The organism is Methanohalophilus levihalophilus (genome assembly GCF_017874375.1).
In the GTDB taxonomy this organism is placed as follows: domain Archaea; phylum Halobacteriota; class Methanosarcinia; order Methanosarcinales; family Methanosarcinaceae; genus Methanohalophilus; species Methanohalophilus levihalophilus.
In genome coordinates, this window is record NZ_JAGGLK010000002.1 from 289,227 (window position 1) to 309,275 (window position 20,049).

The 20,049-nt window shown below is 43.7% G+C and carries 21 protein-coding genes; 6 read left to right on the forward strand and 15 right to left on the reverse strand.

Annotation, left to right across the window (positions count from 1 at the left end):
* Positions 1-20: 20 nt before the first annotated feature.
* The 4 genes from J2755_RS05120 to J2755_RS05135 form a co-directional block, all read right to left on the reverse strand.
* Positions 21-200, reverse strand: coding sequence for an MM0924 family protein (locus J2755_RS05120; RefSeq protein ID WP_209681409.1), 180 nt, complete (start codon positions 198-200; stop codon positions 21-23).
* 114 nt (positions 201-314) lie between these two features.
* Positions 315-1,211: an NAD-dependent epimerase/dehydratase family protein gene (locus tag J2755_RS05125; protein ID WP_209680636.1), complete on the reverse strand. Its 897-nt coding sequence runs from the start codon at positions 1,209-1,211 to the stop codon at positions 315-317.
* A 16-nt stretch (positions 1,212-1,227) separates the two neighbouring features.
* Positions 1,228-2,658 carry a nucleotide sugar dehydrogenase gene (locus J2755_RS05130; RefSeq protein WP_209680637.1) on the reverse strand — a complete coding sequence of 477 codons (1,431 nt, stop codon included), beginning with the start codon at positions 2,656-2,658 and terminating at the stop codon, positions 1,228-1,230.
* A 34-nt stretch (positions 2,659-2,692) separates the two neighbouring features.
* Positions 2,693-3,625: a UDP-N-acetylglucosamine 3-dehydrogenase gene (locus J2755_RS05135; RefSeq protein WP_209680638.1), complete on the reverse strand. Its 933-nt coding sequence runs from the start codon at positions 3,623-3,625 to the stop codon at positions 2,693-2,695.
* A 230-nt stretch (positions 3,626-3,855) separates the two neighbouring features.
* Between J2755_RS05135 and J2755_RS05140 the strand changes: the two genes are divergently transcribed.
* On the forward strand, positions 3,856-4,830 hold the full coding sequence (locus J2755_RS05140; RefSeq protein WP_209680639.1) for a phosphatase PAP2 family protein: 975 nt from the start codon (positions 3,856-3,858) through the stop codon (positions 4,828-4,830).
* Here the strand turns inward: J2755_RS05140 and J2755_RS05145 are convergent.
* The 4 genes from J2755_RS05145 to J2755_RS05160 all read right to left on the reverse strand — a co-directional run bounded on the left by J2755_RS05145 (position 4,823) and on the right by J2755_RS05160 (position 8,255).
* Complete coding sequence (locus J2755_RS05145; RefSeq protein WP_209680640.1) at positions 4,823-5,851, reverse strand: lysylphosphatidylglycerol synthase transmembrane domain-containing protein; 1,029 nt, start codon at positions 5,849-5,851, stop codon at positions 4,823-4,825. The genes J2755_RS05140 and J2755_RS05145 overlap by 8 nt on opposite strands.
* A 69-nt stretch (positions 5,852-5,920) precedes the next feature.
* The gene (locus J2755_RS05150; RefSeq protein ID WP_209680642.1) at positions 5,921-7,051 is read right to left on the reverse strand and encodes a UDP-N-acetylglucosamine--N-acetylmuramyl-(pentapeptide) pyrophosphoryl-undecaprenol N-acetylglucosamine transferase; all 1,131 of its coding nucleotides are present in this window, start codon (positions 7,049-7,051) and stop codon (positions 5,921-5,923) included.
* A 338-nt stretch (positions 7,052-7,389) separates the two neighbouring features.
* On the reverse strand, positions 7,390-7,812 hold the full coding sequence (nikR, locus tag J2755_RS05155; protein WP_209680644.1) for a nickel-responsive transcriptional regulator NikR: 423 nt from the start codon (positions 7,810-7,812) through the stop codon (positions 7,390-7,392).
* A gap of 188 nt (positions 7,813-8,000) precedes the next feature.
* On the reverse strand, positions 8,001-8,255 hold the full coding sequence (locus J2755_RS05160) for a DUF2164 family protein (protein ID WP_209680646.1): 255 nt from the start codon (positions 8,253-8,255) through the stop codon (positions 8,001-8,003).
* Between the two features lie 156 nt (positions 8,256-8,411).
* Here J2755_RS05160 and purC point away from each other — a divergent pair, with 156 nt between their 5' ends.
* Entirely contained in the window at positions 8,412-9,137 is a 726-nt protein-coding gene (gene purC / locus J2755_RS05165) for a phosphoribosylaminoimidazolesuccinocarboxamide synthase (RefSeq protein WP_209680648.1), read from the forward strand.
* Positions 9,138-9,222: 85 nt separating this feature from the next.
* Positions 9,223-10,668, forward strand: a complete 1,446-nt coding sequence (locus tag J2755_RS05170; RefSeq protein WP_209680649.1) for a phytoene desaturase family protein — start codon at positions 9,223-9,225, stop codon at positions 10,666-10,668.
* A 6-nt stretch (positions 10,669-10,674) separates the two neighbouring features.
* On the opposite strand, the gene J2755_RS05175 is transcribed toward J2755_RS05170, so the two are convergent.
* The 5 genes from J2755_RS05175 to yciH form a co-directional block, all read right to left on the reverse strand.
* Positions 10,675-11,367: a TIGR00153 family protein gene (locus tag J2755_RS05175; RefSeq protein ID WP_209680650.1), complete on the reverse strand. Its 693-nt coding sequence runs from the start codon at positions 11,365-11,367 to the stop codon at positions 10,675-10,677.
* On the reverse strand, positions 11,364-12,401 hold the full coding sequence (locus J2755_RS05180) for an inorganic phosphate transporter (protein ID WP_209680651.1): 1,038 nt from the start codon (positions 12,399-12,401) through the stop codon (positions 11,364-11,366). The genes J2755_RS05175 and J2755_RS05180 overlap by 4 nt, the downstream gene beginning before the upstream one ends.
* Positions 12,402-12,499: 98 nt before the next feature.
* Positions 12,500-13,717 carry an Nre family DNA repair protein gene (locus J2755_RS05185; protein WP_209680652.1) on the reverse strand — a complete coding sequence of 406 codons (1,218 nt, stop codon included), beginning with the start codon at positions 13,715-13,717 and terminating at the stop codon, positions 12,500-12,502.
* Entirely contained in the window at positions 13,714-14,073 is a 360-nt protein-coding gene (locus J2755_RS05190; RefSeq protein WP_209680653.1) for a transcriptional regulator, read from the reverse strand. Before J2755_RS05190 ends, J2755_RS05185 begins: the two co-directional genes overlap by 4 nt.
* A 164-nt stretch (positions 14,074-14,237) precedes the next feature.
* Complete coding sequence (gene yciH, locus J2755_RS05195) at positions 14,238-14,546, reverse strand: stress response translation initiation inhibitor YciH (protein WP_209680654.1); 309 nt, start codon at positions 14,544-14,546, stop codon at positions 14,238-14,240.
* 79 nt (positions 14,547-14,625) lie between these two features.
* Here yciH and J2755_RS05200 point away from each other — a divergent pair, with 79 nt between their 5' ends.
* The gene (locus tag J2755_RS05200; RefSeq protein ID WP_209680655.1) at positions 14,626-14,976 is read left to right on the forward strand and encodes a DUF192 domain-containing protein; all 351 of its coding nucleotides are present in this window, start codon (positions 14,626-14,628) and stop codon (positions 14,974-14,976) included.
* 77 nt (positions 14,977-15,053) lie between these two features.
* A complete protein-coding gene (gene purL / locus J2755_RS05205) occupies positions 15,054-17,201 on the forward strand; it encodes a phosphoribosylformylglycinamidine synthase subunit PurL (RefSeq protein ID WP_209680656.1) in 2,148 nt (715 codons plus the stop codon).
* A 7-nt stretch (positions 17,202-17,208) separates the two neighbouring features.
* On the opposite strand, the gene J2755_RS05210 is transcribed toward purL, so the two are convergent.
* Entirely contained in the window at positions 17,209-18,387 is a 1,179-nt protein-coding gene (locus J2755_RS05210) for a cysteine desulfurase (RefSeq protein ID WP_209680658.1), read from the reverse strand.
* Between the two features lie 42 nt (positions 18,388-18,429).
* Complete coding sequence (locus tag J2755_RS05215) at positions 18,430-18,576, reverse strand: hypothetical protein (protein ID WP_209680660.1); 147 nt, start codon at positions 18,574-18,576, stop codon at positions 18,430-18,432.
* A gap of 178 nt (positions 18,577-18,754) precedes the next feature.
* On the opposite strand from J2755_RS05215, the gene J2755_RS05220 reads away from it, so the two are divergent.
* Positions 18,755-20,035, forward strand: a complete 1,281-nt coding sequence (locus tag J2755_RS05220; protein ID WP_209680662.1) for a YcaO-related McrA-glycine thioamidation protein — start codon at positions 18,755-18,757, stop codon at positions 20,033-20,035.
* The last annotated feature ends 14 nt before the right edge of the window (positions 20,036-20,049 follow it).

The following is a 20,049-nucleotide window of genomic DNA, read 5'->3' on the forward strand; positions in this document are numbered from 1 at the left end:
CCGGCAATATGCCTTATTTCTTATTTTTCTTCCCATATTGCAACTATTTTGTTAATGGCAATATGGGTGTACTTTCCATCCTTTTTGAGAGTCAATACGCCGTCTGCGCATGCTTCAACTTTCCCGGAAAAAGTGTCCGGGCCCCCGCAGTATGCATCTATTTCTTTCTGCAGGTAATGCTCTACAATAAAAGACTGCAACAAATTTCACCTCCTTTTCTTTGCTGCGAATGAAATTATGTTGCAGAAAGTTAATATCTATTTCCTTTTGGTTTAATTCCAGCAATAAGTCAATTCAATATGTGGTGCACACAATCAAAGGAATTCTGCCAGTCCCTCTTTGAGAGACATTTTCGGCTCAAACCCAAGTCTGGACGCTTCAGTAATATTTGCCACACTATGCAAAATATCACCTGTCCTTTCTTCCTCATATTGCGGCTGGATGTCTGACTTGAACAACTCCCTTATAATAGAAGCCAGTTCATTTACGGTTGTGGAACTGCCTGATCCTGCATTAAGAACTTTTCCCACCGCTTCATCTTTTTGGATTGCCAAATCAACTATCCGGACAATATCATGCACTGATATGAAATCGCGGGTCTGTTCACCAGTTCCAAAAATTAGAGGTGCTTTTTCTTCTCTTGCACAATCCATGAATTTGGATATGACTCCTGAGTATGGATTGGATGGATCCTGTCTGGGACTGTAAATGTTAAATGGGCGAATGGAAACAACCGGCAAACCATATGAACGGTGATACATCATTGCATACTTTTCTCCTGCAAGTTTGCTGACTCCGTAAGGTGATTCCGGGTTTTGTGGATGCGTTTCTCCAATGGGCAACTCTACAGGGTTTCCATAGACTGCAGCTGAACTAAAGTAGATGAATCGCTTTATTTTCGCTCTACGTGATGCTTCAAGAAGATTCAGTGTTCCAAGAATGTTGTTTGTAGCATCAAAAGCAGGTTCTTTCATGGAATTCGGGACGCTGACCTGTGCAGCGGTATGTATGATGATGTCTGTATTTGAAATAAGTTTGGAGACAATTTTGTCATTGATGTCTCCCCACACAAGCTCAACACCTTCCGGTACAGTTTCTCTGCACGGGAAGCTTCCATTGTCCAGTACGGTGACGTTGTTTTCTTTTTCAAAATAATCAGTCAGGTAGCTTCCTACCTGGCCCAGACCACCGGTTATGAGTATTGATTCCATTGCTGTCACAAACCAATTACATCAAATGATTATTTTTGTCTCCTCTTCCAATACCTTTATACACAAAACCAGCTTCGATGAAATTGTCAGGATCGATAACGTTCCTTCCATCTACTACCACAGGTTTATCAATTCCAGTTAATTCTTTCAACTTTTCTGCATCAAGTCCAAAGTATTGCTTGTGGCCTGCGAAAATCGCCACGACATCTGCATCCTTTACGACACTTTCCAGATCCTGTGAAATCTCCACTCCAGGATAATTCAGTACATGGGGGTCATGGATTTCAACTTTTGATCCTGCGTTCATAACGATGTCCCGGTAGATTTCAGAAGGAGTATTTCTTGCATCATCCGAATCGTTAATAAATGCCCAGCCAAGGATTGCTACCTTTGAACCTTTCACAGACTTTCCTGTGCGATCTAAAGCTTGTTCGGTCAGATGATACATATGTGTGGGCATGAAATCATTGACGTGGCGGGCAGTGACGTAAAGTGACCTAACATCCTGTGGGAAATCCAGAGGCTGCTGTCCTGCTATCTGTATCCCTCGTTCCAGATGGTAGGTATCCTTTGTCAGGCAATGCCCTCCTACACCGGCTCCCGGCCAGAGTATGGCCCGTGTGATTCCTTCGCCTTTCAGACTGTCAATTCCCGCACGAACATCATACACATTGATGCCCATTGCCTCGCAATAAAGTGCAAGCTGGTTTGCAGCTGCTATCTGAAGATCGCGGAAAGTATTTTCAGCCGTTTTTGTAACTTCGGCTGCCGTGGCGGTCATTGGTATGACTTTTCCTTTTGTGAGTACGGGTTCATACAATTCCACTGCCCGTTTGGTACTGGGTTCGTCAATTCCTCCTACGATACGGTCGTGTTCCTGTATGTTTTTCAATAATCTCCCCACCATTACTCTCTCCGGGGCATGGGCAAGTGCAAAATCTTCTCCTGCAACAAAACCTGACTCTTCTTCAAGTATCTCTTTTGCCATGCCTGCGGTTGTACCGGGTGTAATTGTGGATTCCAGAACCACCAGAGTTCCGGGTTTCATATATTTGCCTGCATTTCTGATTCCGTCTATAAGTGCTCCAAAATCAGGCAAAAGATCCTTTGGATCTTTAAATGGGGTTTGTATTGCAAGTGCAACTGCATCAAGTTCTGAAATCCGGGAAAAATCCGGGGTGCATTCGAATTTTCCGGCATTTACAACCCTTCCAAGCAAGTCTTCAAGTCCGGGTTCTTCTCCTTTGAGGGGGCTTTCACCATTATTCAGCATGTCAATTTTATATCCTGAAGTAGGTGAATTTCGCTGGAAACCAAGAACATGGTCAAACTTAGGCGAATCTGCAAACAATGCCGCTGCAGGGATGCCTACGTAACCCATGCCAATGACTCCGATTTTTTTGATAGGTCCTCTTTCCTCAAGAATTGATTGTAATTTTCCGCTCATATTGTTCCCTCTAGATATTGTTATAAAATGACTATTATTCGATTTTGATTAATTTCTCATCGTTATATGACTGAATGGCTGCAAGAGAAACTTCCAGCGCATGCTTTCCTTCTGATCCGGATGGCTGCGCTTCTTCTCCGTTTTCAATACAATGAATGAAATGTTCCAGCTCCCTGCGAAGTGGCTCTCCTTTTTCCACTTTGGCTTTTCGAATCCAGTCTTTGTCGTGGATCTCGACGGTCTGATCCATGTAATCAAGGTAGGCAACTCCTTCGAGTCCCACCACAGTTAATTTCCGTATTTTGTGCGGGGTGAGCCAGTTTACTTCGACGAGGCCCGAAAGCTCGTGATTAAGGCGCATGTGGATGGTTGCATGATCTTCAAATGGGTGAATATTTGCGCCTGCAACCGCATATACTTCATTTGCCTGTGCACCATAAAGGTATGAAATAATATCGATATCATGGACCCCGATATCAAGAATAACCCCTACATCCCTTATCCTCGGGTTGTATGGTCCGACTCTTCTGGTGGAAATTGAGACAATTTTCCCGAGAATGCCTGAATCAATAATCTCTTTTAATCTGGCTACTGCAGGATTGAACCTCTCAATGTGGCCTATCATGAGAACTTTATCATTCTTTTTTGCGGCTTCGATAATTGCGTCTGCATTTTCAGTTGAATCTGCAATCGGTTTTTCAACAAGAAGATTTGCTCCGCTTTCGATTACATCAAGAGCGACCTGCTTATGGAGTTTTGTCGGAACTACTATGCTTACTGCATCAAGTTCCATTCTCAGTAGTTCCCTGTAGTCTGTGAAACCCTGTGTATTATATTCTGATGCAAGTAGAGCAACCCGTTCCTTGTCTACATCTGCGATACCCACAAGTTCGACGTTGTCCATCTCGCTGTAAATTCGAACGTGGTTCTGGCCCATTGCGCCTGTTCCTATCACTCCAACTCGCATTTCTTAATTCACCTCTTTTTATGTGGCACAATATTTTATAATCCTATTTTATTTAATTATATTGATAATATGTTGGGTACAAACTCTGTCTTAATTCATACCAAGCTATTTTTACTTATTATTTTTTTCTAACTGCATCCAAAAATATTAAACTATATATAGCAAACGTGACTATTTGGGAACTAACGGCATAAAACCGGAGGTTTCGAGGGGTGTTGTTACTTTACTTAATGACCTTGCTTTTAATTCCTGCTTTATTACTGATGGTCATTGCAGGGTACTATATCTTTGTACCAGCTGATGTTCGCAACAGCAGGAAGAATATCCGCCGTTTGAAACGCTGGGCTCACTTCCTGACTGATATTTTGCTGTACACCATACCAATGCTGGTGGTTTATGCACTGGTGCATCTTCAGGACATTGCAGCAAGTGCGGTTGGCATTCCCGCAGGACAGAATTATGCCCGTTACATAATGATACTTGAGGGCGATTCTGTAAGCCTTATACAGGAACTAGCTACCCCTTTGCTCACTTATGTAAGCGGGTTCTTTTATTTGCTGATGTTCCCGTTTTTGATTGTGTTTACCTTCCTTCTCTTGCTATACTTGCAACGATACAGGGCAACTCAGGAATTTGTTGTAGCATTTATACTCATCTACATGTTTGCATTTCCTTTCTTTGTCCTTTTTCCGGTCCATGTGACGGGCTATACTCTTGCGTGCGTAACTCCCCTGCTTTATAACCTGAGCCCAATTATAGCTCATGGAGTCCGCATTGTTGATCCAACCCTTAACAACTGTTTCCCCAGTCTCCATGCGGCCCTGTCCATGATGGCTATGTTGGTAGTGCTGCATAATGTGGAATCCCGGCGCTATAGGATTTTCTCAATAGTCACAACTGCCACCATTCTCTTTACCATTCTTTATCTTGGAATCCACTGGATTACTGATCTTGTTGGGGGTATTCTTCTGGCAGTAATATGCTGCTTTGTAGCTTTCCGGTATAGCGATTCACTGTTTGGTTCCTATAGGTCTCTGATTGCCAGAATTTCATATTATCTGCGAAAACCAAGTGTTCCATGTGTCAACTGCAATTCAAGGATAAAAATGAAATCGGATCTTTCCTGTCCAAATTGTGGGATGAGCTATGGAAGCACCATGAAAATGTCATCTTTTGTTGAAAGATTCAGGAAATTTTTTACTTAAGCATCCGGTTTACCAGTACGGTATCCCGAAGGATTTTGAAGCTCACAAATCCCCCGACAAGCAGGTTCAGATAGTAGGTGAAAGCACGCCACGAAACAACGACAATTCCAAGAACGTACGTGGGTACAAATATGGAAAAAAGCGTTGTGGCTCCAATTTCTGCCACGCCGCTGGAGCCTGGTGTGGTTGGTATAACTACAACTATCATCAATAGCACCTGAGCTGCATAGACTACTAATCCTGCAGGCTCAATGTTTAATCCGATAAGGATTACTGGAAGCATGGAAAATTCTACAAACCAGAAAAATAGTGTGCATATAATACCCTTAAAGAGTCCTTTTCTTCCCTTGCTCAGGATATAATATATGCTGTCATGGAATTCTTCCACTTCGGCGTCAATTTTCTCAGAAAGGGTGCAAAAAAATACTTTTCTTTTTTTACCAACTCTGCTTTCACATCCCTTGACAATCCATTGGATCGCTTTTCTGGTATGTTTTGGCTTCCATATGGCGTAGAGTAAAAGACCAAGTATGAAAAGCAGGAATATTTCGCCTAATACCAGAATAGTGTCAATCCGATGGTATGTTGTGATGTCCCTGAAAAGATATAGTGCAACGGGTGCAGCCATTAGAATGAATATAGCATCCAGAACTCTCTCCCCCAAGACTACCGCTGTAGCGCTTCCGACTGGCATTTCATTGCTATTGAGCAAATGAATGCGAAGAGGTTCTCCTCCAATTGAGGATGGAGTTATAGAAGCCAGGAATGTACTGGATATTACTATCTGGACTGCTTTTGTAAGTTCAATCTCATATCCGAGGGCTTTTGAAAGGACACTAGTCCGCAATCCCCATACTAAAAATGAAGTGAGATGCAGGAGTATTGCAAGCACTATGTAGGCAGGTTTTATGTTGCGTATACTTTCAAGGGTATTGGCATCGATAGTATAAACCAGAACTGCGGCCATTACGACCAGACTTATCAGAAAAGATAATGCTATCCATTTGGTTGTTTTCTTCATGGTATCTTTTTTGGGAATGCTTCATTACGAAACTTATAGGTTGTATGTTAGGAATAGATGGCTATACACTTATATTCTTTTGTCTCCCGCTAGAGTTTCCATAATTTTTCGTATTTCAGAGGCACCCTCTAATTCCAGAGCAAGCGCAGAAAGGTTTTTTGGGGATGTGAGTTTTCCGGAAATGCATTCCTTTACACGATTCATAATGTCATCTGCACTGCTGTTATACTCCATGCGGAATCCGCAATTTTGTGTTTCCAATCCTTTTGCGTTATTCTGTTGCTCAGCATGCCCTATGTCTGGAAAGGAAATTACCGGTATTCCAAATGCAAGGGCTTCCATCATGGTGGTATGTCCTCCAGGTGCAATCACCACATCCGAGCCTTTTAGGAATGGATACTGGTCAGGAACAAATGGCATCATATTAACATTTTCAGGTAAATCATCGAAATCCTCTGTCTTGATTCCCGGTCCGGTGAGCATCGTATAATTGATACTGGAATCTTTTTTTGCAGCTTCAATTATACTCAGGAAAATGGGTTTTCGATAGCCGAATCCTCCCACAAGGGAAAGTACATGAGGTTTTGCTAGTTCTTCCGCGTTTACAGTATCCGGTTTCTTTGCAGGAAGGGGCCCACTGTAAATTGTTTTTTCCTCAATTTGGCTTTCAAAATCCAGGTTTAGCTGACATATTGTATTGGGCTTTGGGAAATCCGGAACGACTATATTATCAACTTTTCGAAAAACGGTTCTGTAAAATGTCCTGGCAGCTTTTCCAAGCATGCGGAAGACAAATCCGTCTTTGAAGAACTCTTCCATGTTTGATTGGTTGACCATCAGAACAACAGGGATATGGTATCTTAAGGCAGACAGGGTTCCAAGGTAGTAGCTGTCAGAAAGAATTACATCAGGTTTTTCGCGCTTAACCATTTTCATAACCCGGAAAAGGCCGCGAATCTGTCTTAGCTTCAAGCTTTCCTTAACAGAAGTGCTCATGTCCAGTGATCCGCCATCTCCCACAAGCCGGATTTCTGGAGGTATGGCATTAACCATAAATCCATTTTTTTGGATTATTTCCGCGGAATACCCATAGGCACCAAAAAGAACCTCATGGCCTGCTTTTTCGAGTTCTTTTCCTACAGACATGCTGCGTGCTGTATGGCCCAATCCTTCTCCGCAGACAAATATGAATACTTTCATAACAAGCCTCTGCCTTCGGAGAGGGTTTACCTGTTTTAATAAGTTGTCTTTGAATTCAAATAAAAAAGTTGCAGTAGGAACTCATGCTCCTACTGTGATTGCCTGCAAAGGCATTTTTGGATTTCAACAGTGTCTCTTGTTTTTACTGTGCAAGTGCCTGCTTCTCTGATTTCATATAGCAGGCTAATGTACAGAACGTTCTTTCGCGGGACACATTTTCGACTACTGAAAAGTGATTTCCGCAAATAGGGCATCTTCTTTCTGAATATCGCATTGTACCACCAAGCCAATATCAATTATATCTATGGTGGCAGAAATATATAAGTCCTGCGCTAAATTTAGAGTTTTTCTGCCGGTGGGGTGGTGTTCAATTTGACGTATTTAACACCCTTCAATGCCATGAGTCCTTCGTCAAGCCCTTTAACATCTTTCCCATCCCCGTCAAAAATAATTACTTCGAGGCAGTTTTCCTTGTCAAGATGGATGTGGATGGAGGATTTTATCAGATCCGAGTAGTCATGCTGGACGTCGGCAACAGCATTTGAAAGCCCTCTCTTGGTATGATCATAGATCAGGGTTATTGTACCTACTCTCCTTCCACTGATGTCGTTCATCCATTCGTAATAATTGATATAACTTCGAATGGCATCTCTTATTCCTTCGGATCTGGAAGAGTATCCTCTTTCCATTATAATGGAATCAAATTTGTTCAAGAGGTTATCAGGCAACGATACGCCAATTCTCATAAGTTCCGGATCCATTTTACTCACCTCCATATCATTGGATTTTTTTCTTAATAACATTTTGTGTTACGTATACATTTGAAATTGGCTACTAATAGCATAAGCATTGATGATGAAAGCTAATCACTGACGTCATTGGGTCAAAAAAGATTCTGGTAGTGAAAAATCCAAATGCTAACGATATTGAGTGGCTGGTGGAAGGAAGTTCACTTTTTTAGTAAAGCGTCAATGTCTATCTCCGCATCTTCAAGACGATTTTTCAAAAAGTCCTTGGCATCATCTATGCCTTTATTGTACAAATCAAATCCTACAATCTGCAAAAAGCTGTTTAGAAGATCTTCAGCAGCAATGATGCCAATATCTTCATCACGCTCATCTTTAAACAAGGATATTATCTCTTGAATGCATTTTTTCCTTTTCTCCTCAGAAAGGACGTCATATGATCTTCTAACAGCCGTCATATTTCCACCAATAGCAAATTTTTCAGAGAGAATTATTTGGTATGAATGTAAAAGCTATATATCTGTCTTTTTATGTATACTTCTCTTGTGGGAGACCGGACATTTCCTTGCGTAAATTTATTATTGAAAATAGCTTATTTGGTATCGGAGATTGCCATGCCAGAGATAGAAATTAAAGATGAGTTGTATTCTGGAAAAGCTAAGACAATTTACAACACAAATGATCCGGATGTTATGGTTTCCCACTTCAGGGATAGCCTGACCGCGTTTGATGGTAAGAAGAAGAGTGAAGCTGAGAAGAAGGGTTACTATAACGCCCAGATTTCAAAGAAGCTCTTTGAGATGCTTGAAGATGCCGGGATAAAGACTCACTATCTTGGTATGCTGGATGATGAGCGCATGCTGGTCCAGAGAGTCGAAATTATTCTTATTGAAGTGATTCCAAGGAACATCGCTGCCGGTTCCATCACCCGCAAATACCCATTTGAAGAAGGTTTCCGCTTTAAGGAGCCTGTTGTTGTGATGGATTACAAGAGTGATGAACACGGTGATCCAATGCTTAATGACGACATTGCAGTAGCACTTGGTGTCGCAACAAGGGAAGAAATTGCAAAAGTCAAAGAACTTGCATTGAAGATCAATGAGCTGTTAACAACCTATCTGGAGAAGCAGGGATTGCTTCTTGTTGATTTCAAACTGGAATTCGGTCGCAGAAACGGTGAAATTGTGCTTGCAGATGAAATCTCATGTGACACCTGCCGCTTCTGGGATGCAGGAACCGGTGAATCCCTTGATAAGGATGTTTTCAGGTTTGACAAAGGCGACGTTACAGGCACCTATGAAAAGGTTGCCCGCCGCATTGTCCCGGAGATCTTTGAATAATTTTTAAAGGAAACTATGGATTCCTGCCTTTTTTGTGGCAGGATTCCCCTTTGTCTTATTTTTGACTAAAAAACGGGGGATTGAAATGGAAAAATATGATGTTGTAATCATAGGTGCAGGAGCAAGTGGCCTTTTGGCGGCACTTACGCTTTCAAAACACGGGAAAAAAGTGCTTGTTCTTGAAAAACAGCCCCATGTAGGTGGGAACTGCAATAGTTATACTGTCGACGGTTTTCAGGTTGACACAGGTCCTCATGCGATTTCCCATCTTGCGGCCGGCCCCCTAAAAATACTGATGGAGAACTATTTTGACTACCTCCCGATTTTTGAGGATTATGGAGATTACTTCGTCAGGACAGAACGGAGTTTTGTCAAGGTTCCTTCCAACCTGAAAGAGTTTGCCGTATTTGATCCCCTTCCAAAGAAAGACAGGCTGGTTATTGCCCAGGCTCTTACAAAGGAACTCACGCTTTCAACATTCGGCTTTGATCTTTCAAAGCAATCCGTTTACGATGCCTTGCCTAAAAACCTATCAAAGGATACCTACGACTTCGTTGATTCCATCTCCCATTTCCTTTCCGGCAGATCAATGAAAGAAACTTCTGTGCACAGGATACTGACCGGAAGTAGCTTTGTAAGGGATAGTGTGACTCAGGAGCAGTTTGACAGTATTGTTGGCAAACCTGAGAAGCCTGCAGTCGAGTCAATTCTCCAGTCTATTATTCCTGCTGGATATCATGCATCCTTGCAGGGGCGCATTAATAGCGTATCAAACCAGTTTTCATCTCTTGGCAGGCTTGCAACTAACAAAGCCAGCTCTTCACAGGGGTATCCTCGAAAAGGCCTCAAAGCCCTGCTAAATGCACTCCTGTTTTCCCTTCCTAACTCAGTTGAGATCAGGACTGAATGTAAAGTCAGTAGCATACTGGTGAAGGATGGTAAGGTTATAGGTGTGGAAGCAGATGAAACGTATCTTGCTGACGTGGTCATCCACACAGGTTTTGCAAGTACTTTACCCTCTCTTGTGGAAGAGCTGCCCACTTCATATGTGGATGAACTAAATGGAATAGTTCACAGCAGGAGTCTTACATTGTGGGTAGGATTTGATAAGGTGCTGAAAGAGTTTGACTACATAGGCTCTGAAATCTGGTTTAAGGATCATGCTTATTGGGCAATGCCCATAAGCAATTATGATGCTTCCCTTGCTCCAAAAGGAAAACAGCTTGTGGGGTTTGCTTTTGCCATAGATGAAAACTCCTCTGCAGATACGGAAATTAAAAAGGCATATGAAACCGTTTTCAGGGCTGTTCCAAATGCCGAGGACCATGTGGAAATGCAGCATGAGCAGATTACAATCCCGGAAAAAGCTGCAGTCACTATTAACGGCAAATTTGCAGAAATAAGAACTCCTGTCACAAATCTTTATGTGGCAGGCACGGATACGGATAGCCGCAGTATGGGTATTACACGTGCGGCTTATTCCATAATTGAGCTGTTAAGAATATTAAATGAAGATTCGAATCTTCATTGATGGTCCTTACCTTCTCAAAATCATTGTTCTGAGGCGATCTGCTGCATGTTCTGCTTTGTCAGCAATGTCGCCAGTGAGTTTTACAAGCTCCGTAAGGTGATATACGGCAGCTCCACCAAGTTCGTCTTCAGAGTTGAAGATTTTAGTCATCAAGTCTTTCTCGATGATGTCAACTTCGTGCTCAAGTTCTTCTACTCTTGGGACGAGGGCAAGGGCTTCTTTGACGTCTTTTTTACCGAAGGATGATTCCAGCATATCTCCGAGCTCATCTACAAGAAGTTTATACGTGTCAACAGCTTCAACTGTTTTTTCTACAAATCTTCCGAATTCTTCCTTTAGATCCTGGGGCATTTCACATTCCCTTAAAGTCAGCCAGAATCCGACTTCCTGAGCAACGTCTGCAATTGAATCCTGTGGTTTGAGGAAATTAAGCAGATCTTCTGCTTTTACCGGAAGCATTATGGATGAGGATATTTCACTCCTGATGGTTTGTTTAATGACATCTGCCTCATGCTCGATGGAATCAATCTGGTTGCTGTATTCAACTACTGCATCCATGTTTCCTTCACAATATGCTTCATATGCCTTCTGGACTGCATGGGTTGCTTCCACGCCTTTGCTGGCATGCATTGCAATCGGCTTGAAAGGCGACTTTGCAAAAACATCCAGAACTGTACGAATATAATCAAATCTTTTCATATTCCAACCCCCAGTAATAGTGCGAATATAGCTGCGGAAGTAAGTGCAGCTACAGGTACTGTAATTATCCATGATGCTATAATTTTGCCTATGACACTAAGGTCAACAGCTGCAAGACCGCCTGCAAGCCCGACCCCTATCACAGAACCTACAAGGGTATGTGTGGTGGAAATCGGAAGGGAACTGTAGCTGTGTAAAATCACCACAGAAGCTGTTGCAAACTGTGCTGCGAATCCTCTTGTGGGAGTTAGTTCAGTTATCCTTGTTCCGATGGTTTCAATCACGCGGTATCCCCATGTTCCAAGTCCCAGTACCATTCCAGCTCCGCCGACTGCGAGAACCCATATTGGAACGGCACCTTCGGCGGCAGCAAGGGCATTAAGTCCTGCGTATATAGGCCCAACAGCATTTGCAACATCGTTAGATCCATGTGCAAATGCTATGTAACAGGCAGCTATGATTTGCAGGTAGACAAATTTTTTCTCTATAGTATGTGGGTTATCCGCTCTTTGCAGAAATAAGAATCGTATAAGTGAGAATAGCGCGTAAGCAAGTATTGCTCCAAGGACCGGGGAAAAGAGCCAGCTTCCTACAATTTTTGCCATGACGGCCCACTTGATTTCACTCAGTACAATGATGTCCATGAATGAGGCCACAATTCCAAAACCAAGTACTGCACCAACGATAGAATGGGTTGTTGAGACCGGCAGATTGTAGAATGTTGCAAAGGTGATCCAGAATCCTGCAGCGAGGATTGCAGCGAGCATTCCAAGTACTACCAGATGAGGATCAATTGCTTTTATTGCATCAAGGGGAACAATTCCTTTGGCAATTGTTGTTGTAACGCGGTTTCCAAAAAAAACCGCTCCGATAAATTCAAAAATTGCTGCAATTATAATAACCTGCTTCAGGGTCAGCGCACCACTGCCAACTGAGGTTCCCATGGCATTCGCCAGGTCATTGGCACCTATGTTCCAAGCCATGTATAAACCGGCAAGAACTAAAATAATGATAAATGGGTCAAAAATATCCATTGTATAACTCCATATCTCTGAGGATTAGAGCTATCTTTTGCAAATATATGTTACCTATATAGTTTCATATTGCTATATAGATCAATATAGATTACAGGTTAATTCAAGAACTGTGACAAAGATGTTTGTTTTTGGAGATATGGCAACAATTTGGACTGAGATTGCCATTCACTCCGGCTTGTATGAATTCTCTTTTCCATATCCAGAAGTGCGCTTTCAAGGGTCTCAAATGTCTGCGGTTTTGTGGCCATTGCATCTCTTGCAGCTTCCCTGACTACCCATACGCCAAGAGGTGCCCAGTATTCCGGTGTAATCTCCCGGATTGCAAATATGGCAGCCTGTCGTCTTGTTTTCTGGAAATATTCAAGAACCGGTAATCTTGCGGCATAGTAACCTCCTGCCAGATTTGAGTATCCCTTTTTTCCGGTCGCACCTTCCATGTCATGTCCTACCCAGGAGTTTGCACCGGACCAGACGGTTCTTTTCATCCAGATTTCAAGCAATTCAAAAGAATAGGCCCTGGGATAAAGCAGGATTTCAAAGTGATTCCCAAGACAACCTCCGCTGAAAACCTGTATGTCCCTTACTTCGGGGTAATCAAGTGCTTGTCTTGCCAGCTCTTTTCCCACCATATCGTCTGTGGCGGTTATCGCCCATCTGGTAGGGACAAGCTTGCGCTTTTGCCCAAGCAATCCGATTGAAAGGAGGCGGGTAATGTGTTCGGTTTCAATGTCAGAATCGAATAATTCGAGGGCTGCGTCTTTAGCAAGGGCATCGGTGTCATATGTCAGGTAATCCACTTTTCCGGGGACTTTCGGGTTTTCCGCCAGGTCGAATTTTTCCACGTTTCCGGCAGGACCCATGGGCGTCATCACGCCATCAAAGCTGGTCGTTGCTTTCAGAGTTTTGTTAAAACGTGCTTCTGCATCAACAGGCTGGCTGGAGAGGGCCAGTTCCTGAGCTTTTTCTATTAGCTGATTGTTGAGGGGTTGCTTTACATCGGCAAGTGTACTGGCACGTACAAGGCTGCATCTTTGGTGAATGATATCCTCAATACCCATTTTCAGGAGTTTCTTCGGATCTTCAAGATCCCATGCATCGTCTCCTGATACTTCCGGAGGTATCATGGGCCCGGCTTTTACCTGTGGGTAGCCGTATCTTCCGACAAAAACCGCAGGAGGGGATGCTCCAAAAACATCTTTTTTTCCTTCCTGTAAAAAAGACAGATTAGAAGTAGTTTTAAGCTTTTCAAGAATCGGGCATCTGGGTCTTCCACATAGGCCTTTGCCCTTGCACTGAATACACCTGTTACTCAAGCATCTTCCTCGCCGCACAGGAAGCAGTACTCTGCTCCGGGTGCGTTTTTGTAGAGCCAGCCAGATTTCTGGACCTGCTTGCAGACCTCACACATTTTTGCAACTTTTTCCCGGGGGGTCAGATCTTCAAGCAGCTCTTCCGCAAAAATCTGTATCTGGGCGAGAGTTTCCACTGAAAAACCAACGTCAGCTCCCCTTTTCTCACTGACGTATTGAGACACTGCAGCCCTTGAAAGCCCGAGGACTTCTGCAACACGTTGTTGCGTACACCCAAATTCAATCATCATTGTGCGGGCAACTTCTGCGCGTATTGCGGGTAATACCCTCTGGACCATAATTTCGCATGTAGGTCGCATTTAACTACCTCTGGCTAACGATTTAGAGTTTTGTTGTTAGCAAGGAGGCGATTACCAGAAAAATTAATCGCCTTCAATCCACTTTTTAATGGATATGGTTGCTTTCTATTTTTTAAATAGTATTTGTTTAAGATTTTACAGAATAGGCCTGAAAATCAAGATTTTCAGTCCTTTATCTGGTCGGGAGAGAAGCCCTTTTCAATAAGTACCTGCTTCATGCGGCCAAGATGATTGCCTTGTAATTCAACAGCACTGCCTTTTACAGTTCCACCGCAGGCGAATTTGGATTTCAGGTACGTTGAAAGTTCGTGAAGATCAATTTCGTTGGCATCAAAGCCTTCGACAACAGTCACTTCTTTTCCATACCTTCGCCTGTTAACCTTTACGGTAATTCTTTGCTGTTCTTTTGCCACTTCTTCGCAGATGCAAAGTTCTTTTGGCAATCCGCATACAGCACACATTTCTGAACTCATTTTCGGGTATTTCCTCCGATATATTATGATTGCTAAGCACCTGTATTTTTATATATACAGATGCTAAGCATTAACTTCGATGCTATTAATATCTAATGGTAATGCAGTAGCCTCAAAGGTGGAGGTAGCTAGCAGTTTCCTTGCAAAAAGCCGGGGATTGATGTTCAGGAGAAGCATCCCTGAAGATTATGCAATGCTTTTTACTTTCAAGAAACCTGAGAAGGTAAGTCTCCACATGGTTTTTGTTCCGTTTCCCATTGATGTCCTGCTTCTGGATACGGGCATGAGAATTCTGGAAACACGATATCTGAAAGCGTGGATTGGTCTGCTAAACAGTAAAACCAAAGTTAGCTATGTGGTTGAGATGCCTGCGGGTTCAATTGCCAGACACAAACTAAAGATAGGTCAGCAGCTATCTCTCGTTGACTAATCAGGAGAATTCCAGAAATATTTATCTACATGTCCGGTTTATGTGAGGACAGATTCCAGCTAACAAGAGGCGCCCAAATGTTACCTGACCATGACCTGAAAATCATAACAGAAGAGATGGGAAGAGAACCAAACCTTGTTGAACAGGGTTGTTTCCTGAACCTCTGGAGTGAACATTGTTCTTACCGCTCCAGTGCACCCTTATTGAAACGTTTCACAACCGAAGGCGACAAAGTAATCATTGGTCCCGGAGACGACGCAGCAATTGTGCGTTTTGGAGACGGGCTTGCTCTTGCCATAGGTATGGAGAGCCACAACCACCCTTCCTATGTGGATCCTTTCAACGGGTCTTCCACGGGTGTCGGGGGAATTGTGAGGGATATTGTGTCAATGGGTGCACGTCCAATCGCCCTGATGGACCCTCTTTATTTTGGTCCACTGAATACTCCCAAGAATCTCTATCTTTTTGAGCACATTGTAGAAGGCATCTCAAGTTACGGAAATTGTATCGGTGTCCCCGTTGTCCGCGGTGAAACTTTCTTTGATGAAAGCTACAGCGGTAACCCATTGGTCAATGTTGTCTGCGTAGGGCTTGTTGAAGAAGACAAACTCGTGACAGCTACCGCCCAAAAAGCCGGTAACAAAATTATTCTTATGGGATCAACCACCGGCCGTGACGGACTTGGTGGTGCATCCTTTGCATCCCGGGACTTATCCGAAGACTCGGAAGCTGAAGATCGCCCGAGCATACAGGTAGGCGATCCATTCACTGAAAAACTGGTTATTGAAGCAACTCTTGAAGCAGTCAACAAAGGCTATGTGAAATCCTGCAGGGACCTTGGTGCTGCCGGATTGGCAGGTGCATCATCCGAAATGGCTTCCAAGGGAAGACTCGGCATTCGCCTGATTGCAGATAATGTTCCTCTGCGTGAGGAAAACATGACCGCTTTTGAAATAATGATTGCAGAATCTCAGGAACGCATGCTCGTAGAAGTCGAGCCTGAAAATGTTGATGCGGTCCTTGCAATCGCCGATAAATATGATTTGAAATCTGCGGTAATCGGTGAACTCACCGAACGTCTTTTCTTCACAGTTGAATTTGAAGGTGAAGTTGCTGCAGATATGCCAATTTTACTCCTTACTGAAGGTGCTCCTACCTTTGAGCGTCCTTCAACCCCTCCGGAAAAACGTGACGTTGGAACATCTCCTGAGATGCCAGAAGATCTCAAACAGATAATTCTCGATATTCTTTCTTCACACAACGTTGCGTCAAGGGACTGGATCTATCGCCAGTACGACCACGAAGTACAGGTGCGTACAGTTGTCAAACCCGGTGCTGATGCAGGTATTCTGCGAATTTCCGGCGAACAGGGACTTGGCCTTTCCTGCGGATGCAACCCTCGCCACACCCAACTGGATCCTTATGAAGGAAGCAGGGGTACACTTGTGGAAAATGCTATGAACCTTGCAATCAAGGGTTCAGAAGGCATTGCTCTTGTTAATTGCCTCAACTTCGGAAACCCCGAGAGGCCTGACATCTATTGGCAGTTCAAACATGGAATCCTCGGTCTGGCAGATGCTGCCAGGGATCTTTCAATTCCGGTAGTAGGCGGGAATGTATCACTCTATAATGAAAGTGGGGAATTCAATATGGCAATTCTCCCGACTCCATCTCTAGGGGTAATTGGTTACACTCCTGATGTATCAATGGCACCTCCTTCAATATTCCAGAATGAAGGAGATTCAATCATTCTTGTGGGGGCCACAAAGGCTGAGATGGGTGCTTCTGAATACCACGTTCTTCTTGATTGTATGGATGTAGGTGTGTCTCCAATAATTCCCGAGAACACAACTTCAATCGTTTCAAAATTGATTTCCGCAACCCGCTCAGGACTTGTCAATGCTTCAAGGGATCTGTCTCTTGGTGGCCTGGCAATTGCGCTCAGTAAGATGTGCTCTGGTATGGGTGCAAATGTTGATCTTACGGGAATTTCAGACGGTTTGAGGGCAGATGAATTACTGTTCTCAGAATCCTATGCCCGTGCCCTTCTTACAACATCCGAACCCGAAGAAGTCGGGGAAATGCTGGATGGTATTCCCTATGCAGTTATAGGCAAGGTAGGTGGGGAATCCCTTGAAATTGAGCTTTCTGGAAAAACCATTTCTCTGGGTATTCAGGAAATCAATGACTCATTACAGAGCCTTACAAAAATGATGATGGAATAAAAAAGAATTAGATCAGGAGGGCGATTTCCTCCATGGTCTCGATTAAAAGTTCTACTTCTTCTGATGTATTGTAAGGTCCAAAAGAGGCCCTTACAGTACCTTCAAGTCCCATGTGTACGATTCCGGGCATTGCACAGTGATATCCGCTGCGGACACAAATCCTGCGGGTTTCATCCAGAATCAGTGCAACATCATGGGGATGCATTCCGTTGAGGTTGAACGGGACTACAGGTGCCCTGTCTTCGGGACCGTAAATCTTAATTCCATCTATTGCGGCAAGCCCCTTTGCAGCCTTTTTAGCAAGCTTTTTCTCATGAGATTCTATGTTTTCAACACCCAGCTCTTCCACGTATTCCACGGCTCTTCCGAGTCCAATTACTCCGGGTATGTTCGGGGTTCCAGCTTCAAAGCGGGAAGGTGACCTATCAAGCTCATAACTTGTAGTGGTGACAGATGTAACTGCGCCTCCGCCGATGTTAAGCGGTTTGACAATAGATGGATCTTTCATGCAAAGTATTCCTGTTCCCTGTGGCCCCAACAGTGCTTTGTGTCCGGGTGCCGCAAAAAAATCGCATCCGATTTTCTCAAAATCCACAGGTGTATGGCCAGCAGACTGGGCTCCATCTATAACTGACAGAATTCCGTTTTCTCCTGCAAGTTTACAAATAGATTCCACGTCCTGAACAGATCCGAAAACATTGGAAATATGGGTTACAGCGATGACTTTTGTCCTGTTGGTAATTGCTTCTTCAATTTTGGCAGGATCAACGATTCCATAGTCATCAGGTTCAACCACGGTCATTTCAACACCCTGCTCTCGTAATCTCATCCAGGGAAGCAGGTTTGAGTGATGCTCAACAAGAGTTGTGATTACATGGTCCCCTTTTTCCCATTGCAGTCCCTGTGCTACAAGATTGATGCTTTCTGTGGTGTTTCGGGTGAATACTGTGTTCTCCTCAGGAGCATTCAGGAATCTTGCAACAGTTTCCCTTGCATTTTCATAATGCTCAGTTGTCTGGCGTGCAAGCCCGTGTGCTCCCCTGCCGTGGTTGGCAGCATATTTAAAAAAATAGTCTTCCATTGCCCGGACTGCCTGCACAGGAGTCTGGGTGGTAGCACCATTGTCAAAATAAATAACGTCTTTAAGAACCGGAAAGTCTTCCCTTATGAGTTCAATATCATACATGGAAAACAGTACGGTTCAAAGAATAAAAAAGGTTTTTGCAGGTTATTTTGCCTGCATTCCACCTACGATGAACTGATAGAGTTCTTTTTCGTCCTCATTAAGTTCATCTTCTATTTTCCCATCAACCACAAGGTGGTATGATGGAGTTGCGTTTCCGCTCATCTCGTATTTTTTAAGGATGTTTCTCATTTATTTAGCCTCCTGTCTCTTCAACAGTTAAAAAACAATATCTAGTTCATTCAAGTCCCCTCAGACCGGATGCATTTCGACACTGCGTTGAACACTATATGATGTATTTATATTATTTATAGCTTTTGCAAATTTGATTGTCGTAAAGGTTATAATGGATGCAGGAAACTTCCTCCACATGTCACCTATCTTGATTGATCCTTCACTTTCATACATCAAAGGCACCCAGAGGGTAATGGACGGGGGGAAAACTCTTGAACTCGTCCAGTCAGGCCTTGACAACATAGGAGTTACCCGGGTTGCCAATATCACCGATCTGGACAGGGTTGGAATTCCTGTTTTTTCAACCATCAGGCCAAGTGCGGCAGATGGTGCAATTTCGGTTTATTCCGGAAAAGGAGCAAGTTCTGAGCAAGCTCGTATTTCGGCCATTATGGAGAGCTATGAACGCTGTCTTGCAGAGCGCGTAGGATTCAACGCAAATATTTCCGAAAACATTGCGGGTGAGGAATTCATCGAATCGCCGGAAGTTGCCAGTGAAGAGCATCGGATAATAGATCCAGCCTCTCTTTTACTGGCTGAACCCTTGGGTCCGGGTTCCCTTGTCGAATGGACTCAGGGATTTGATCTTCTTTCAAATGAAGAAGTTTTTGTACCTTCCAATGCGGTTTATCACCCTTATAATTCCCCGGGACGTTCCTCAAAGCTTTTCAGGAGTAATACCAATGGACTTGCGGCAGGTAATGTCATGGAAGAGGCTCTTTTGCACGGTATCCTGGAAGTAATCGAAAGGGATGCTCTCAGCATGGCCGAGTTTAACCGCAATCCCGGAAAAGAACTTCAATTGTCCGGGGAAGACGGTGTAAACTACGAGCTCCTTTCAAAGTTCAGGGAAGCTGGTGTAGACGTAAAGCTCTGGGTGGTTACTCATGACAGCCCGATTACAACAGTAGTTGTTGCTACGGATGATATTGAGCTAAGGGATCCCGCATTGCTTGTAATGGGGGCCGGTGCGCATCTTGATCCGGCGATTGCAGTTCGCAGAGCACTCTCCGAAGCTGCCCAGTCCCGTGTGGTGCAGATTCATGGTGCCCGTGAGGACACCGCCAGGGAAGAATTTGTCAGGCAGATTGGTTACGATCGCATGAAAAGAATGAACGGGTTCTGGTATGAGGATGGTTATGAAACAATAACCCTGAAAAAGTTGGATGATTTATCTGCCTCTACTCCGGCACAGAACATTGAGACCGTTCTCAATCACCTACGGAAAATCACGGACAGGGTAATTGCAGTGGATTTGAGCAGGGAAAGTATTCCGGTTCCTGTAGTCAGAATTATTATTCCCGGTTTCGAGCAGTATACCCTTGACAGGGAAAGGGTTGGCAAACGGATACGGTTGGTAGGAAAAAGGAAAGGTCTGGTTGAAGACAAACCCTGGAAACGCAGGCCAAAAATTTGAGCGAAAGTGTGGGT

Coding starts and splice junctions, on each gene's coding strand:
- J2755_RS05125 (WP_209680636.1), bottom strand. CDS start 1,211: ATGGAATCAATACTCATAACCGGTGGTCTGGGCCAGGTAGGAAGCTAC.
- J2755_RS05130 (WP_209680637.1), bottom strand. CDS start 2,658: ATGAGCGGAAAATTACAATCAATTCTTGAGGAAAGAGGACCTATCAAA.
- J2755_RS05135 (WP_209680638.1), bottom strand. CDS start 3,625: ATGCGAGTTGGAGTGATAGGAACAGGCGCAATGGGCCAGAACCACGTT.
- J2755_RS05140 (WP_209680639.1), top strand. CDS start 3,856: ATGACCTTGCTTTTAATTCCTGCTTTATTACTGATGGTCATTGCAGGG.
- J2755_RS05145 (WP_209680640.1), bottom strand. CDS start 5,851: ATGAAGAAAACAACCAAATGGATAGCATTATCTTTTCTGATAAGTCTG.
- J2755_RS05150 (WP_209680642.1), bottom strand. CDS start 7,051: ATGAAAGTATTCATATTTGTCTGCGGAGAAGGATTGGGCCATACAGCA.
- nikR (WP_209680644.1), bottom strand. CDS start 7,812: ATGGATCCGGAACTTATGAGAATTGGCGTATCGTTGCCTGATAACCTC.
- J2755_RS05160 (WP_209680646.1), bottom strand. CDS start 8,255: ATGACGGCTGTTAGAAGATCATATGACGTCCTTTCTGAGGAGAAAAGG.
- purC (WP_209680648.1), top strand. CDS start 8,412: ATGCCAGAGATAGAAATTAAAGATGAGTTGTATTCTGGAAAAGCTAAG.
- J2755_RS05170 (WP_209680649.1), top strand. CDS start 9,223: ATGGAAAAATATGATGTTGTAATCATAGGTGCAGGAGCAAGTGGCCTT.
- J2755_RS05175 (WP_209680650.1), bottom strand. CDS start 11,367: ATGAAAAGATTTGATTATATTCGTACAGTTCTGGATGTTTTTGCAAAG.
- J2755_RS05180 (WP_209680651.1), bottom strand. CDS start 12,401: ATGGATATTTTTGACCCATTTATCATTATTTTAGTTCTTGCCGGTTTA.
- J2755_RS05190 (WP_209680653.1), bottom strand. CDS start 14,073: ATGCGACCTACATGCGAAATTATGGTCCAGAGGGTATTACCCGCAATA.
- yciH (WP_209680654.1), bottom strand. CDS start 14,546: ATGAGTTCAGAAATGTGTGCTGTATGCGGATTGCCAAAAGAACTTTGC.
- J2755_RS05200 (WP_209680655.1), top strand. CDS start 14,626: ATGCTATTAATATCTAATGGTAATGCAGTAGCCTCAAAGGTGGAGGTA.
- purL (WP_209680656.1), top strand. CDS start 15,054: ATGTTACCTGACCATGACCTGAAAATCATAACAGAAGAGATGGGAAGA.
- J2755_RS05210 (WP_209680658.1), bottom strand. CDS start 18,387: ATGTATGATATTGAACTCATAAGGGAAGACTTTCCGGTTCTTAAAGAC.
- J2755_RS05215 (WP_209680660.1), bottom strand. CDS start 18,576: ATGAGAAACATCCTTAAAAAATACGAGATGAGCGGAAACGCAACTCCA.
- J2755_RS05220 (WP_209680662.1), top strand. CDS start 18,755: ATGTCACCTATCTTGATTGATCCTTCACTTTCATACATCAAAGGCACC.